The sequence below is a fragment of the Nostoc sp. genome (assembly GCF_036919595.1).
Classification (GTDB): Bacteria; Cyanobacteriota; Cyanobacteriia; order Cyanobacteriales; family Nostocaceae; genus Nostoc.
This window is the reverse complement of sequence record NZ_JBALCO010000008.1, coordinates 1-15,863: the sequence shown is the minus strand read 5'-3', so window position 1 is coordinate 15,863 and position 15,863 is coordinate 1. Positions and strand designations below refer to the sequence as shown.

The following is a 15,863-nucleotide window of genomic DNA, read 5'->3' as shown; positions in this document are numbered from 1 at the left end:
TTTAATTAGTGAACTAACAACTAGACGCATAATTAGATTCATAGTTGCTTAATCTTACTTCATAATAGGTATTAAATGTCTGTATGTCTTCACCTAAATGGGTGACTTTAGCCACATTGTCAAGTCAAATGCTAGCAGACGGACTAGAAGTGAGGTTGCACTTAATTTCCACCCAGGCTTTAGCCTTTGTCGTTACCCATATCTTTTTAATCTCTGGCTTCGTTGCTAACCCGTAGCTTGCTTTTAATTGCCACATTTTTGGCGATCGCCACTATTGCACCAAAAAAGCCACAATACTTAGGATGCTAGCTTGCAGTATTGAAGCATAATGCTTGACGTAGAGGCAAAGCGGAAGACTCCGAAACTCCAGACTTGTCGTCAAACCGATCACCATAACTAGTTACTTCATCGAAAAAATAAATAAAGTCGAATTCAATAAGCAAAATACTCAAATGAGAAAGCATTTAAACTAAATGCTTTCTCAAAATGCCTGATTGCTTTCTGATTTCGGTAGATTTAGCAAGCAAAAAGGCATATTGCTTTCTCAAAATGCCTGATTGCTTTCTGATTTCGGTAGATTTAGCAAGCAAAAAGACATATTGCTTTCTTAAAATGTCTGATTGCTTTCTGATTCCGGTAGATTTAGCAAACAAAAAGGCATATTGCTTTCTCATTTGGGTAGATCGCGCACTCATGTTGGTGTTTTGGGCAAGCAAAAAGGCATATTGCAGTTTGTCTTCTGGTTATTTCCAAACATGAAAATAAAAGTGTCGTAGACATCGCCACCTCGCCACGCTTAAGCAAAAGAAACTTATAACGGCTTCTTTGGTATCTTCGTCCTGCGATCGTCGTTGAAAGTTACCATTGCAGATACATCCCGAGATATTGAACTGAGTCGTCTAGAAGCTATCTTTGAGCGCTTTTATCTGGAAGAAGGATTCTTGCAAGTGTGGGTAGAAGCACAACTTGAGATTTTGGGAAAGGGCGATCGCCATCATCTGATCATGCGATCGCACCCCACACACCACTAAACTAGAAGTAAGATGCTCAGAATAGCCTATGGACGCCACAACAACCACTTTACCTTCTACACTCAAATTGAAAATCGACTTAACTGATGATCAATTTTTCCAGATGTGTCAGAAAAACCGCGATTATCGATTTGAGCGTACAGCATCAGGGGAATTATTAATTATGCCACCTACAGGTAGTGATACTGGCAGACGTAATGTTAAAATTACTACTGAATTAGATATTTGGAATTCAGAGAGTAGTTTAGGCGAAGTTTTTGATTCTTCAACCGGCTTCACCCTACCCAATGGTGCTGAACGTTCTCCCGATGCTTCTTGGGTGAAAATTGAGCGATGGAATGCTTTAACCTCAGAACAGCAAGAAAAATTTGCCCCGATTTGTCCTGATTTTGTAGTAGAGTTGCGTTCTCGTACTGATTCCTTGAAAGAATTGCAGGATAAAATGCAGGAGTATATCGAAAATGGCGCTCAATTAGGCTGGTTAATTGACCGGAAAAACAAGCAAGTAGAAATTTATCGTCCAGGTAAAGATGTAGAGATATTAGACAATCCTACTAATTTATCAGGAGAAAATATGCTACCTGGATTTGTATTGCATTTACAGCAGATTATGTAGCTTTATCGATTAGGATACACATGGCGCATTTCAAAGCGACTTTGTTCCCAAAGTGGTAGCAAAGCCTGTTTAGCAGCATTTAATTGAGCTTGCGAGAAAGAGATTTTTCCATTTTGTATAATCCAAATAAATGTCCGAGTTATTAAATCTGCCTTTAAACTATTCTCGTATTTACAATTATTTATTCTTGCTACTTGCTGATCTAAGTAATCCATAGCATATTTAAAAGTTAAGTTTTTCCAGTCTCTGGAATTGTGAGGAATTTCTTCTTGCGTATTTTTCCACTCAATCCTATGCAAATTTCCGATAATATAATCTATACCTATTATAGACGAATCAGTATTACGTACCAAATTTGTATAGGCTTGGTAATATGGTTTCAAGAACGAAGCAGGAATATTTTCTACATATATATGTAGCCAAGATTGGATGTCGCGAAGATAAGGTACTAAATCTCTGAGATGATCAATTTCTTTAATAAGCGCACGGTCACTTGTGTAATTTGTTATTTTAGCTAACAATTCAGTTTCAGATAGTTGAGACTTTCCTGAGTAATAATTAATAACTTTTGGAATATATTTCTCTAATAACCACTGTTTGGTATATCTAGCTGTCCAGGTTCCCAAAACTCCAATATCTTGCTGCCATAAGGTTAATTTACGTGTCTCAATAGATTGTAAATTAACATCATTTAGCTCATAGATTATGTTAATTTGATTATTGGGCAATAAAGATAAATCTCTATCAATTTTGGGTAAGATAAATGTATGATCGCGAATTCCTCGACTGACTCGAATTGATATATATTCTCTATGAAATAGATGCCATTCTGACTTACCTTTAGTATAATCAAATTCATCAGCAAACTGCTGCATTAACTCCCATAATTCTTGTTTTACAGAAAAAAGGATAAAACCGCGATTTTCAGAAAATTTTACGAATTCAAAATTCCATGTTTCTAAAGTATTTTCAAATTCAATTATTAAATTTTTATATTCTTGGCAAACTCCATCAATACACAAACACAAATCTACTGCTTCTAACTCTGATAAAATTAGAGTTGTTTGACCTAAATATACCTCAAAAGTATTTTTATCTAACTGCTTAGAAAACCGACGGCATCCCCAATCTGGCTGGGTGTGCAATCCAGTCATAAATTGACCTAAAATCTCTTGATGATTTAAGTAAATTTTTAAACCTCTGAAAATGATGCTGCTGAACTCTATTTCACAATTACCCTCTCCAAATGCTTTGGGTAAATTACATGCGATCGCTACTTTTGTTTTCACAACAATTAAGCGATAGCCTTCTCTCGTAGTGGAAGGCTCAAAATCACATTGTTCTAAAACATCCTGTAAATCTGGATAGCGTCTGATAAATCTTTCTATTAAGTTATATTTAGTATAAGTTAAAATACTGGGTGTATTTTTATCGATATTTTTAACAAAATCAAAATTGAGTTGATTATAAAAGTTTGAGGCAATATCAATATTTTTCAGTATATCGATATTTATATCAAATATCGACTCTTGCTTATGGTAACGTAGACGGTTAAAAACCTTTATTTGATATCCGTTAGTAACTATAAAAAACAGTGAATTAAAATGAATACTATAAAATTTGGCTTGTTCAATAGCATCATAAAATTTATTTTTATACGGTTCTATTGCTTCAATAAAAATTAGTGAGGTATCTGTATTTTGTTGCTCAATATTATCTGTTGTATAATAAATATGAGCAATTTCTGGATTTTTGCTGTACTTTCCTGACTTAGATGTTTTCAAAGGGTATTCACGATGACATTTATCTGGATAGCAGAGATAGTAAAACATTGGCAAAATTAACTTTTCTTTTACATCATTTTCATTTCGCAAAATTCGATGGTCAAAACCTTGTATCCATGTGATAAATTTTTTAATTGACTCTGGAATAGTCATCAGATAATCTACCTGCTAGTATAAGTTTGCTATGCCTTATTTTATTTATTTGTGTAATTAGCAATTTATCAAGTCAGGTTGGATAGTATAGTGATTTTGAATACTATAATGAAACCATTCGTCTTGAACTTGACCTGGTAGCATCTCAATAAGTGTCAAAATATGCCCAGCCCTGGCGAATAGAATTCATCTGCCAGTTGCTTTAAGTCGGCACCGGACGCCAGTTATCAGATAAGGGAAACCCGTCTTCTGCTAAGGAAGACGCACTCGTGTTCAGTGTTGGCTACCCAACGCATTGGCTTGGCTATAGCGATCGCAGCTGGTCAATTAAACAATAAAATCAAGAAGCCTTTTTAAGTAGTATTTTTTAAGACAAAATATATTTGATTAACTAAGTACTTGATTATCCTCCAGGCGCGGTTGCATTATAGATAACCGAGATTTTATTGTGTGCGATCGCCTAATTAGGATAACCCGATAATTAATAACCCACGACTTGGTTTATTAGCACTAACAGTAACTGAATTATTTATATTTTTAGTAAGATATTTTTGCATTATACATAAATATGCTGTAAGTAAGTTTAAGCCTAAACTAAGGGCGTTACAAAATCAAAATATGATTCAGCAACGCCCTTAATTTAATTTCTTAAGCCTCGACAATCTAAAGTCTAGCTACACAATTATGGTTGAGATTAGTAAACAAGGCAAAATTTAGTAAATTAGATGGGGCTTTGACTAGTGAACAAACCACTAATTAAGTAAAGGCAAAAATTTGCGAATTAACCCAATTGTCACTGCTGGCAATTCTAACTGCGGTGTTAACCCCACATCTTCCAACTGTTGAAAAAATCGGATCGCTTGGGGATTAATTTCGGCAAGGCGACGACCAATTGAGGGGCCTGTAAATTCCGACCTTTGTCCCCAAATAATGGCGGTGGGAGTGATTAACTGTTGAATGTAAAGGGATAAATCAAAGCATAAATCGCCACGGACAAAGGACAGTGCTGCATACTCAGCATTAGGTTGTTGGGCGGATTGTAAATAAGCATCTACAATTTCTTGGTACACTCGATTAGACTGAGCGAATTGCCGTTGCTCTAAGAAGCTGCGAATACCCCCACTGGTGGCTATTCCAGTGCTGTAAAGTAAACGGTCAACAAGGGGAACGCTGACTAACTGGGCAAAAAAACTATTGGAGTAGTCTTCGCCAAAGTCAGAAAGTCCTGAGGGGGTAGTGAGAATTAAAGACTTGAATAAATTCGGATGAGCTGCTGCTACTCGAATTGTAAATCCTGCGGTCAAAGAAGAAGCGATCGCTGTTACTGGTCCAGTACAAGTCTGCTCGAAAAACTCTCGAATTGTGGTCAAATAATTCTCAATTTTATAACTCTGTGCCGGATGCTCAGACCTACCCCAACCGATCAAATCTGGCGCAATGATCCGATATTCAGTGGCAAAAGCCGGATAAACCTTTGACCACTCATAAGCAGAAGATCCACCACCAAAGCCGTGCAGGAACACCAAAGTTTCCCGATCATCTTTGGCAGTTACATTGTCCTGCCAAGGTGACCCAGCGGCAGTATAATATACCATTCTACCTAGTGAGGTATTTATGGAGCGTTGTTCAAATCCTATTGGTTGGAACATAAGTATTTTTTGTTGAATGTAGTGATTATTGGCATAAGTAACATATATAATATCTGTAGGTTGGGGAGCCACTGCGCCCTTGCGGTTTCCCGACTTGTTCGCCCTTGGCGTTCCCGCAGGGTAGCAAGTGGCGTTTGAGGAACGTAGACCCAAAGGGGCTTCCCGCAGGGTAACCAACATTAATAAGAAGTAATTTGTTGGGTTTTACTGGCGTACCCCTACGGGGATCTTGCTACAACCCAACCCACATTGATAGATTTTATTATAAGTAATCACCCGAACTTGATATTACAACCTATTCAGGGTTAACAGTCTTAATGGGAGCGCCTAAAAGCGGATTTTTAGAAGCTACTTTCTTGCGTTTGCTTAAGGACTTCCAGTTAAAAAAAGATCCCATCTCTGGGGCGCAAGGGCAAAATCCTCTACAAATGTACAAATAATTTTGGATAATTTATTTTTTGTCACTCCCTTAAGTCGGTTAACGCTGTCACTAGTTCGCAACGACTAGTGCTTTTTGCCGACGAGCGCTCGCCAACTCCTCGATCAAACTCCACTACCAAGCGCTAATCTTGCCAATTTAGACTCGGCAATTTCCCCCAATACCTGATTATCCATAACTGTGAATAACATCTACAGCGTTACCTTCTGTGCTTTTGATGGTCAATTCACTCTTGAGAACTTTCGTTTTTGTCTTTAAATTCGCAAAATTCACGCATTCAAAATTTAAAAAGCCTTTACGCCCTTGCTTTGAGGCATTTAAAATGTTATCTTGATTTCCGCCGTCCTGTACTAGTCTACTATCCGTCCATGAAAACCGGGCATCTTGTAGTTTGGGGCTTCACCCTTTCTTCATCTCTAGTAAAACTTATACAATAGGTAATTTTGTAATCAAGTAGGTAAACACTGTGGCACAGGCTTCGTCTTCTTGGCAGCAATTGATCAACCAGATCCCCAGATGGAACTGGTCGCTGACAAAGTTCAAGACAAAAGGAGCTACAAAGCAGCAAACATTTAAGCGCTTCTCTGGGCCTGGGGGCTTTCTTGGGTTTCTGACAATCGTCGTTGCCATGTTGTTATGGAACTGGAAACTGCTATTGGCTCTCTTAATCGGCATTGGGATAATGGTATTGGTTTACTCAATGCAGGATTGGGACTGGCAATTGCACTGGTCTAAAATCCGTAAGTTCTTAAACAGTTCAAATCGTCGGTTAGTCTTAGCAGTCGTCAGTGGTGGTCTTGCTACTGTCAGCACTTACATGGCAGCTGCAATTTGGGTTGACTCTCACAGTCCCTGGATTGCTGCTGGTGCGATTGTGCAAGGCGTGGGAACCCTGTTAACTTTAATTTTATTGGTATGGCAAATTGTCAACTTCTATGAAAATCGAGAAGAAGACCACCTCGATCAGTTGTTGGTCAATTTAACAGAAAAAGATCCATTGAAGCGGTTGATTGCCCTACGTCAACTAACTAAAATCATCAGCCATAAGCGAGTTTATTCTTCAGTGCAGCAAGATGTTGTCGAATGCTTGCAACTCCTACTCAGTCGAGAGGAGGAAGTTGTGATCCGAGAGGCAGCTTTTAAGAGTTTACAAGCCTGCGATCGCCTCCAGTCGGTCGGAGACCATCGCCTACAAGTCCTAGCACCCAAAACAGCAAAAACTTTCGTACCCGTATCAGCAAAAGTCAAGCACCACGTTTATTAGTTATTTGCCCAATGTCCCATACCCAATCCTTATTTTCGAGACAGCCGTCCATTGCGAACTTGCACTACCCGATGATTGCATCGCCGCACCAACTGTTCATCGTGGGTGGTAACAATTACTGTAGCCCCAAAGGAATTTAACTTCTGGAGAATCTGGATCACTTGCCAGGAATTATCTGGATCGAGATTTCCAGTAGGCTCATCCGCCAACAGCAGCGGTGGTGTACCAACGATCGCACGGGCAATACTCACCCGCTGTTGCTCTCCCCCAGACAGTTGATCTGGAAAGCAGTCAGCTTTATTCAGTAAACCCACCAGCTTCAAGGTTGGTTCTAGGCGTCGTTGAATTTCTTTACGGGTATACCCTTGAGCTTGCAGCACAAAAGTTACATTTTCCGCGACTGTTCGTTGGGTAATCAATTTGTAATCTTGAAACACAATGCCAATCCGTCGCCGCAATAATGACAAGCGATCGCCCCGTAAACCTGCTACATTACATTTGTCAACAATTACTTCTCCCTGTGTGGGCAACTCCTGGCCATACAGTAGTTTCAAGAGCGTTGATTTACCTGAACCACTTGGTCCGGTGATAAACAGAAATTCTCCCTTTTTTACCTCAAGGTTCGCATTCAACAAGGCGTGAGTGCCGTTAGTATAAGTCTTGGTTACAGATTGCAATTGTACCTTTGCAGTAGTATTACTACCGTGCTGTTGAGTTTCACTGTCCTCTCTATGAACGGATTTGTGTGTTTTAACTTGAGTTGTTAATACTGGCATTGTTAAATTTTCCTCATACCCACAACCAAACAGTTCGTCGGCTTAGATGTGACATTCCTCTCAAAATAAGGATTCCCAGGTTTCGCCTGGGAATTTAAAATTCAACAAAGAAAATTTTAAATTTTTTAAAGACTTTAATATTAACTAAGTAATAACACTCACCACTCTCAACTAATTGCACCCCTTGCTGTCAAACGATAAACAAACGCTTTCACAGCAAACGCTGGCAAAGCCAACATCCGCCGCCAGCGCCAAGGTTCTTGATAAAGCCGATACAACCATTCCAAATTATTATTTCCTAACCAGGCGGGAGCACGAGTTTTAGTTCCCGACCAAATATCAAAACTGCCACCGACGCCAATCCAAATTGCTTGAGGACACAAATGGCGGTTTTCGGCAATCCATAACTCTTGACGTGGCACTCCCAAACCGACAAAAATCATTTGTGGCTGCAATTGAGCAAGAGTTTGTTGCAATTGTGCTTCTTCTTCTGGGGAATGGTAGCCTGAGTGAGTGCCTACTATACTCAAATCTGGAATTTGCTGCTGCCAAAAATCTGCCGCAATTGAGGCCAGTCCAGGCGCTGCTCCATAGAAAAATACCTTTGCCCCTGTCTTTTGTTGCCCAAGTTCTTGCAAAAGTTTTTCTGCTAGTTCAATCCCTGGAAAACGCTGCACTTTTTGCCATAACAGCCACCGCAAATACAGAACAACCCCGGCTCCATCTGGAATCACTAATTCAGCATTTTTAATCACTTGAGCTAAGAAATGATTTCGCTCTGCCTGCATAATCATTTCTGCATTGAGCGTTACTACATGAGTTCCTCTGCCTGCGTGCAGGCATTCTAACAACCAGCCTGGATAGTTAGCCATCACATAAACTGGTATTCCCAACACTGAAAATACTTGATTGCCGTTAGACATAGCCTATTCTTGAGTAATTCTCACACCAGATTTCCTTGAATGTTAAGTTTATCAAATTTTTTTATATTAGAACTTAGGCAGGAGAGATTCCCCCTTGCCCTGCAACAATAGAAAGCATAATTAAACTAATTAGTTTTGGGCGCTTGTAGTTGGGCTGAACCAGTCCAAATTTTATTGTTAAGGTGTAACATTCACTCAGTATAAAACGCTCAACTCGCAACTCTGGTTCCGGGAACAGAAGCCCCCACTATACTGCTTGCAGTTAGTGTGGGAGTATGTCACGAAACTCGACTTTACGGTTAAGGTAGTGTAACGGGCTGAAGTTGGCTATGAGTAAAATTCGTATCGTTCTGATTGAAGATCATGATCTAACTCGTGTGGGTATTCGGACAGCATTACTGCAAAAGGATGAAATTGAAGTTGTAGGTGAAGCTGCCAATGCTGCTGAAGGACTAAAAATGTTAAAAATGGTACAACCAGATATTGCCATTGTAGATATTGGTTTACCAGATAAGGATGGCATTGAGCTGACACGGGAGGTAAAATCTACTGCTAATGGGCAGCAGCTAGTCACAAAGGTGTTAATTTTGACACTGCGGGATAACAAAGAAGCTGTGTTGGCAGCTTTTGCAGCTGGTGCAGACTCTTACTGTATGAAAGATATCAAATTCGATAATTTGCTGGAAGCAATACGAGTAACTTGCAATGGCAACGCCTGGATCGATCCAGCGATCGCTCGGATTGTATTACAACAAGCGCAGCAAAATCCTCAAAAGTTGGAATCGGCTTTTGTAAATATCAAAACTATTGCCTCTAACCCTGATGATGTCGAGAATCTGGAAGGAATTCAACCTTATAGCCTGACAGAAAGGGAGTTGGAAGTGTTACAGTTGATTGTCGAAGGTTGTAGTAATGCAGTAATTGCGGAAAGACTTTACATCACTGTTGGGACTGTTAAAACTCACGTTCGCAATATTTTGAATAAGCTATGTGCCGATGACCGTACCCAAGCAGCAGTCCGCGCCTTGCGTTCTGGGTTAGTTGGATAAAGTTAACTTTGGTGTGGAACAATTGAGGATGATCAAGAGAAACTCACAACTTTGAGAAAGTTATTTCAAAGTGAATGGCTTCTCTGATTTTCTGTTATTTATCAGGTGGGATAAACATCACACTATCTCGCTATTCAAATATGTGAAAACTAAAGTCAAATATGGCTGAGATCGGGTTGGACAAACTTAAGCTCATGGTGGTAGATGATGAGCCAGATAACTTAGATTTACTCTACCGCACTTTTAGACGAGATTATCAAGTATATAAAGCCAATCATGCCTTTGGTGCTCTGGAAATCTTGGATCAATTTGGCGAAATGGCGGTGATTATTTCTGACCAAAGAATGCCAGAAATGAGTGGTACGGAATTTTTTAGTCGCACTGTAGAGCACTTTCCGGACACGATTCGGATTTTATTAACTGGTTTTACTGATGTCGAAGATTTGGTGGATGCGATTAACTCTGGTCAGGTCTTCAAGTACATTACCAAACCCTGGAATCCAGATAAACTCAGGGCATTAGTTGAGCAAGCCGCTGATACATATCGCCTAGTTAAGAAGCGCACGCAAAAGTTGCGTCGGGCCCTACGGCGAGAATCTTTGTTTAATGCAGTAACAACGGCAATTCGGGAATCTTTAGACTACGACAGTATGCTGCAAAAGATTGTAGCAACTATTGGACAAAGATTTGAAGCTACTAGTTGCTTGCTCAGACCAGTAGAGGGCGATCGCCTGACACAAGACCAGTTCTTATACCGCGATCCTCAATCCCGTGTATCAGATTCCTTCTTCGATCCCAGTCCTTTAATTGAAAAAGTACTGGAAACCCGTCATTATCAACTTGCTCAAGAAATATACGACGGCAACCCGTGTCACCACCTGGTTGTGCCACTTAGTTACCAGCAGCATTTGTTGGCTGTGCTGGCCCTCCACCAATGTGGAGGCGATCGCCTTTGGCAAGACGAAGACATCCAACTGATTGCAGGTGTTGCCGAACAAGCAGCCTTAGCCCTCTCTCAAGCAAAACTCTACCAGCGTCTCCAAGAAAAGCAACAGCAGATTCATAATGAGTTGGAAGTAGCTCGCAAAATTCAATACAACTTGCTACGTCAAAGTTTACCTGACATCAAAGGTGTGAAGGTGCAAGCTTGCTGTTACCCGGCGCGAGAAGTAGGAGGCGATTTTTTTGAAGTTTTTGTTCATCCCAAAGGTGATTTGTGGTTAGCAGTGGGTGATGTCTCTGGCAAGGGCGTTCCGGCTGCTTTATTTATGGCTAGTATTATTTCAGTTTTGCGCCGTGAATTATCTCAAGAAGCACCAGCCGAGCCGAATGTGGTTATGCAAAACCTGAACCACGCTCTCAGTGAAGATTTAATTAGCAACAATTATTTCATCACTCTTGTGTTAGCGTGTTATACCCCTACCACTAAGGAACTCGTTTACACTAATGCCGGTCATATCTATCCACTGTTATGGTCACGCCAAGGCGCTTTAGCCGACAATCCCAATTACCTCAAAGTCCGCAGTGTTCCTTTAGGGATCTTGCCCAAGTGGCAGGCACAGTCTGGTCGCTTGGTTCTCGCTGCTGGAGACACATTGTTACTAGCCAGCGATGGAATTACAGAAGCAATGGTATCAAATAATTTTGATTTAGCAGTAGAAACTGGGTCTGGCGTTGAGTCAATTAATCGTTCTATGCTGAATCAAGATGGTCTTTGGCAACTGTTACAACAAGAGCAACAACCACTTTCTCTTAACCATTTACTAGCTCGCATCCAGGCAGATAACCACGTTCAAGAAGACGATCAAACTATACTTTCGCTGGAGATTTTGTAAGTAATGAAAAGTGAGCTTCATGTACCAAGTGACTTGAATTTTCTGAATATTGTCGAAAACTGGTTGCTGGGATGTTTGAAAATCCAGTTAGGAGATTCTGTGGATTGGTCCCGGCAATCAAGTCGTTTGAGACTGGCTTTGGTGGAAGCCTACTCAAATGCAGTCCGTCATGCCCACAAGGAGAAACCAAATTTACCGATTTTATTGCGTTTGGAAGTCAAAGATCGGGATCTTGCCCTAGAAATTTGGGACTACGGCGAAGGCTTTGATATGTCTACCTACTACGCTCCAAACCCTATGGAAAAACAAGAAGGTGGTTATGGTTGGCTAATTATGAATCGTCTCATGGATAAAGTAGATTATCAGTTGCAGATTAATGGTGCCAACTGTCTCAAGTTAGAAGCTACTTTACCCGAATTAGTCCAATAGACAAAACTTACTATTTTTCAAGTAATCTGATTTCTACCAATTTTCAATGCCGAGATTTTGTTTTGCGTATAAGCACACTTTATCAAGTAATTATACTTGTTTTTAATTCTCACGACGTAAAGAAAGTAACTCTTGGGGAGAAGCTAAAAGTTTGATTCTAGTGTAGAAAATTTGCCGTTGTTGATTGAGGATAAATAGCCACAAGACATTTACACTACACCATGAGGTTTGTGCTTTGCCTGTTATTTGAACTTGGATATCACCATTTTCTAAAGTCTCAACTATTCCTGTATTGGGATAAGCTTTAATGTTTTGGCCTTCTTGCTTTAAATAGGCTGCGATCGCATCTGTCCCCACAATATCAGATTCAAATGGTGGACGCATCACACCATCTACCGCAAATAAGGCAGCAGTTGCCTCAAATTCTCCTGCATTTAACGTTTCAAAATAACGCAGTACACTTGTTTCTGTAATTCCCTCAATCTGGAATTCTTCTTTCAACTGCGCTGGCGATATAGATTCAGCAGAGGTCATAGAATTACCTGTATTATCCTAGCTAAATGTTAATTTCAATACAAAAATCGGTAAAAAGAAAGCCGCTATTGAGATAGATTGCCATATATACAAATATATACAAATCTTTCTCACGATAGAAGTTTTGCTCAGACAAATCTCAAATAGCATCTTTTGAATAATTAGTTACCAGGATATAATAAAATTTATGTGTAGATAAAGCAACAAATCTTAATATAAAGGTACTGACTACGTAATGTATCATTTATATGCCTTTAATTAGGCAAAATCCAAATAAAAAAATGAATCAGTATTCCCTAACAAGCAGCAGTGTAGTAAAAGGGAAAGCCAGCGAGTTGGGCTTTCACAAAGTTGGAATTGCTGCTGTAGATAGAGTAGATGCCACAGAAGCGCAGAGGTTACAAGCATGGATTGAATTGGGTTATCACGCCGATATGGAATGGATGGCTAACCCAAAACGTCAGGATATCCGCTTAGTCATGCCAGAAGCGCGATCACTAGTGTGTGTGGCGCTGAATTACTATACACCACATCAACGTCCCGTTCACGTAGCGTCTCCGTCAGGAGAAGGCGAGGAATACGCCAAAATTTCCCGTTATGGTTGGGGAAGGGATTATCACAAGGTGATGCATAAAAAACTCAAGCGGCTATCTACGTGGCTAGAATCACTTGATCAAGGTGTACGAACTCGTTATTATGCAGACACTGGCCCGGTGCAAGAGAAAGTGTTGGCTCAACTTGCCGGAATTGGTTGGATTGCCAAAAATGGTAATGTGATTACACCGGAATTTGGCTCTTGGGTATTTTTGGGAGAAGTGTTGACAAATTTGGAATTAGAGAGCGATCGCCCGCATACAGAACACTGCGGTAGCTGTACTCGTTGTCTTCAGGCTTGTCCTACGGGTGCAATTACTCAGCCTTTTGTCGTGGATGCTAATCGCTGCATTGCTTATCATACGATTGAAAATCGGGCAGAGGAATTGCCACAGACACTCACACCTCATTTGCAAGGCTGGGTTGCTGGTTGTGATATTTGTCAAGATGTTTGTCCTTGGAATCAACGTTTTGCCAGCACAACTGATATTGAAGACTTTCAGCCTTATCCTGGGAATATTGCTCCCCAACTGCTAGAATTAGCCCAAATCTCAGATCATGAGTGGGATAAACGATTTCCAGCATCTGCCTTGCGGCGGATTAAGCCAGAAATGTTACGACGCAACGCCCTAGCTAATCTTGACGCATCCAGGCGAAAGAATGACCCCGAAAGTAATTATTTTTGATTTTGATGGCACTATTGCTGATACGGTAGATGCTCTTGTTAGTATTGCTAATCGTCTAGCTATAGACTTTGGTTATAGACACATAAGTCCAGAGCAATTAGCCCTCCTTAAAAACTTAACATCTAGGGAAATTATTAAGTACTCAGGAGTTTCTCTATTTAAGATTCCTTTTCTAGTTAAAAAAGTTAAAGGGGAATTAAAAAACAAAATCCCAGAATTAAAGCCCATTCCGGGAATTAAAGAAGCATTAATGGAACTTAAAAATCAAGGATATAAACTAGGCATTATAACTTCTAATTCTAAAGAGAATGTTACGCAATTCCTGACAATTAATGATTTAAATCACCTCTTTGATTTTATCTACTCAGGAATTACAATTTTTGGCAAAACAACTATAATCAATAATGTATTGAGGCAAAATCAACTCAAACCTGAAGAAGTTATTTATGTCGGAGATGAAACCAGAGATATAGAAGCATCAAGAAAAGCAAATATCCAAGTGATTGCAGTGACTTGGGGTTTTAACTCACCGGAAATACTAGCTAAGCAAAATCCAGATTATTTAATTCAGCGACCTGGCGAACTACTCGAAGTCATGAATAGTCGCTAATTAATCAATAATCAAAAGTCGATAGTAAAAATCTTAACTATTGGCGATTGACCAAAACAGTAAAGAGGGCAATATCTACCAATGCCGAAAACTTACATTTTAATATTTGTGACATTGCCCACCCAACAAAATAGCAAGATATCAGGAAAACTTAATTTTTCCGTTCACCCTTTTCCAAAGCTTGTTTTACTAAATCATCACTAACATTGCTTACACTCTCAGTCGGAGAATTTCCAATTTCCTTTGCTAACTCTAGAAAATCATCAGGATTACCAGTTGACTGCGCTTTAGTCGTTGTCTCTTGTGGTTTAGAGGTTTGATATTCAGGTGCAGTCGCTGCTTCGGCCGCTGCTGCACCTTTACCTGTGCGATCTACATCACTAACGCTGAATTGTTGTGCAGTTGCATAATCTTTATCAAAATCCACCGTTGGCGCTTTTTCTTCACCACTAGCTATACTTTCGGCAGCTAATTGTGCATCCTGGGTGGAAGCTTCATTTAAATTGGGCTTCACTTCTTCATCAGGCATAATTAAAACCTTAGGTAAATTTTTTATTGCTGTAGCGATTGTAGCAAAGTAGTGTGCTGCTTTCTTGCTTCTTGCGGGAGACTTTTACCTCTATTAAAAGGTAGATTAAAGCTGCAATTTTGAATTATTTTAACTCTTTCTATAGGTAGTAGAATTTGATGTTCAAACTTTGGTAAGCCTTAGTTTGGCGGGTAAAATTTCTTTGGAAACAAATTTATGACTGCAAGTTACGATAAAAATATTTCTCAAGCCCAGAGCAATGAAACTCAAAACTTGATGGATGCGTTTAATGCCTTAGATACCGATGCAAAATTAGCCTGGTTCTATTTGGTTTATAAAAAAATGGGTGACTCGATCACCCCAGCTGCTCCTGCTGCTGCTGAACCAGACTTAGCACCACTTCTGCTAGGAGACTATTTTGAGTTATCAGATGAGCAGCAACTAGATATCATGCGGGATATAGTTAACCGCAAAGATACAGAATATTCTCGTGCTTATGGGGCGATAAAAGAAAACAATCAACTGTTAGTTTGGTATGCTTGGGCGGTAGCTATGGGAGATACGGTAGTTGATTTGCCAAGCAGCTACCAGCCAGCTAAAGAAATTAATGATTTGGTTTCCCAAATTGAAGGATTAGAATTTGAAGAACAAATGTCGGTGTTTCGGACAATAGCTGGTGAAGTGGGTTACACCGATGTCAAGCCGATCGCAACACAAGCAGAAACTGGCAAAACGTCAAGTTTATAATTAGACTAAATCCATATTCATAACCGGGAAAAACAAGATACCCGACTTATTAGAGAAGTCGGGTATCTGGGGCTTTCAATTATTAAAAATAAAATAGGCTTGCTATTTAGCTATCTGTTAATTATACGCCTTATGTGAATTAAGCCACAGGATGCTGTTCAAAAGTAAGAACATCAATACCAAAACGCTGGCGCAGAAAAATACGCAGAGTATGA

The 15,863-nt window shown here is 39.8% G+C and carries 17 protein-coding genes and 1 pseudogene; 11 read left to right on the top strand and 7 right to left on the bottom strand.

Annotated features, from left to right (window positions below; all coding sequences use genetic code 11):
- The first annotated feature begins 83 nt into the window (after positions 1-83).
- Complete coding sequence (locus V7K21_RS01000; RefSeq protein ID WP_335170973.1) at positions 84-236, top strand: hypothetical protein; 153 nt, start codon at positions 84-86, stop codon at positions 234-236.
- A gap of 228 nt (positions 237-464) precedes the next feature.
- Here V7K21_RS01000 and V7K21_RS00995 read toward each other — a convergent pair whose 3' ends face one another.
- Positions 465-674: a hypothetical protein gene (locus V7K21_RS00995; RefSeq protein WP_335170972.1), complete on the bottom strand. Its 210-nt coding sequence runs from the start codon at positions 672-674 to the stop codon at positions 465-467.
- 177 nt (positions 675-851) lie between these two features.
- On the opposite strand from V7K21_RS00995, the gene V7K21_RS00990 reads away from it, so the two are divergent.
- Both V7K21_RS00990 and V7K21_RS00985 read left to right on the top strand, forming a co-directional pair.
- Positions 852-1,031 carry a hypothetical protein gene (locus tag V7K21_RS00990; protein WP_335170971.1) on the top strand — a complete coding sequence of 60 codons (180 nt, stop codon included), beginning with the start codon at positions 852-854 and terminating at the stop codon, positions 1,029-1,031.
- A gap of 28 nt (positions 1,032-1,059) precedes the next feature.
- On the top strand, positions 1,060-1,647 hold the full coding sequence (locus V7K21_RS00985; protein ID WP_335170970.1) for a Uma2 family endonuclease: 588 nt from the start codon (positions 1,060-1,062) through the stop codon (positions 1,645-1,647).
- A gap of 2 nt (positions 1,648-1,649) precedes the next feature.
- Here the strand turns inward: V7K21_RS00985 and V7K21_RS00980 are convergent, their stop codons facing one another.
- A complete protein-coding gene (locus V7K21_RS00980; RefSeq protein WP_335170969.1) occupies positions 1,650-3,584 on the bottom strand; it encodes a hypothetical protein in 1,935 nt (644 codons plus the stop codon).
- A gap of 752 nt (positions 3,585-4,336) precedes the next feature.
- The gene (locus V7K21_RS00975) at positions 4,337-5,233 is read right to left on the bottom strand and encodes an alpha/beta fold hydrolase (protein ID WP_335171000.1); all 897 of its coding nucleotides are present in this window, start codon (positions 5,231-5,233) and stop codon (positions 4,337-4,339) included.
- A gap of 293 nt (positions 5,234-5,526) precedes the next feature.
- On the opposite strand from V7K21_RS00975, the pseudogene V7K21_RS00970 reads away from it, so the two are divergent.
- A pseudogene (locus V7K21_RS00970) lies at positions 5,527-5,930 on the top strand (hypothetical protein); the annotation flags it as partial.
- 208 nt (positions 5,931-6,138) lie between these two features.
- Entirely contained in the window at positions 6,139-6,936 is a 798-nt protein-coding gene (locus V7K21_RS00965) for an armadillo-type fold-containing protein (protein WP_335170968.1), read from the top strand.
- 29 nt (positions 6,937-6,965) lie between these two features.
- Here the strand turns inward: V7K21_RS00965 and ftsE are convergent, their stop codons facing one another.
- Together ftsE and V7K21_RS00955 are read right to left on the bottom strand one after the other, a co-directional pair.
- Positions 6,966-7,712, bottom strand: a complete 747-nt coding sequence (gene ftsE / locus V7K21_RS00960; protein WP_335170967.1) for a cell division ATP-binding protein FtsE — start codon at positions 7,710-7,712, stop codon at positions 6,966-6,968.
- 167 nt (positions 7,713-7,879) lie between these two features.
- Positions 7,880-8,635 carry a WecB/TagA/CpsF family glycosyltransferase gene (locus V7K21_RS00955; protein WP_335170966.1) on the bottom strand — a complete coding sequence of 252 codons (756 nt, stop codon included), beginning with the start codon at positions 8,633-8,635 and terminating at the stop codon, positions 7,880-7,882.
- Positions 8,636-8,964: 329 nt separating this feature from the next.
- Between V7K21_RS00955 and V7K21_RS00950 the strand changes: the two genes are divergently transcribed.
- The 3 genes from V7K21_RS00950 to V7K21_RS00940 all read left to right on the top strand — a co-directional run bounded on the left by V7K21_RS00950 (position 8,965) and on the right by V7K21_RS00940 (position 11,948).
- Positions 8,965-9,684 (top strand): response regulator transcription factor, encoded by a 720-nt coding sequence (locus V7K21_RS00950; RefSeq protein WP_335170965.1) that lies wholly within the window; start codon positions 8,965-8,967, stop codon positions 9,682-9,684.
- Between the two features lie 161 nt (positions 9,685-9,845).
- Positions 9,846-11,519: a SpoIIE family protein phosphatase gene (locus tag V7K21_RS00945; protein ID WP_335170964.1), complete on the top strand. Its 1,674-nt coding sequence runs from the start codon at positions 9,846-9,848 to the stop codon at positions 11,517-11,519.
- Between the two features lie 3 nt (positions 11,520-11,522).
- Entirely contained in the window at positions 11,523-11,948 is a 426-nt protein-coding gene (locus V7K21_RS00940) for an ATP-binding protein (RefSeq protein ID WP_335170963.1), read from the top strand.
- A gap of 102 nt (positions 11,949-12,050) precedes the next feature.
- Here the strand turns inward: V7K21_RS00940 and V7K21_RS00935 are convergent, their stop codons facing one another.
- Complete coding sequence (locus tag V7K21_RS00935) at positions 12,051-12,482, bottom strand: ketosteroid isomerase family protein (RefSeq protein WP_335170962.1); 432 nt, start codon at positions 12,480-12,482, stop codon at positions 12,051-12,053.
- Between the two features lie 281 nt (positions 12,483-12,763).
- On the opposite strand from V7K21_RS00935, the gene queG reads away from it, so the two are divergent.
- Both queG and V7K21_RS00925 read left to right on the top strand, forming a co-directional pair.
- Entirely contained in the window at positions 12,764-13,762 is a 999-nt protein-coding gene (queG, locus tag V7K21_RS00930; protein ID WP_335170961.1) for a tRNA epoxyqueuosine(34) reductase QueG, read from the top strand.
- Positions 13,737-14,372, top strand: a complete 636-nt coding sequence (locus V7K21_RS00925; protein ID WP_335170960.1) for an HAD-IA family hydrolase — start codon at positions 13,737-13,739, stop codon at positions 14,370-14,372. The genes queG and V7K21_RS00925 overlap by 26 nt, the downstream gene beginning before the upstream one ends.
- Before the next feature lie 151 nt (positions 14,373-14,523).
- Here the strand turns inward: V7K21_RS00925 and V7K21_RS00920 are convergent, their stop codons facing one another.
- Positions 14,524-14,901, bottom strand: coding sequence for a hypothetical protein (locus tag V7K21_RS00920; protein WP_335170959.1), 378 nt, complete (start codon positions 14,899-14,901; stop codon positions 14,524-14,526).
- Positions 14,902-15,117: 216 nt separating this feature from the next.
- Between V7K21_RS00920 and V7K21_RS00915 the strand changes: the two genes are divergently transcribed.
- A complete protein-coding gene (locus V7K21_RS00915; RefSeq protein ID WP_335170958.1) occupies positions 15,118-15,648 on the top strand; it encodes an orange carotenoid protein N-terminal domain-containing protein in 531 nt (176 codons plus the stop codon).
- The last annotated feature ends 215 nt before the right edge of the window (positions 15,649-15,863 follow it).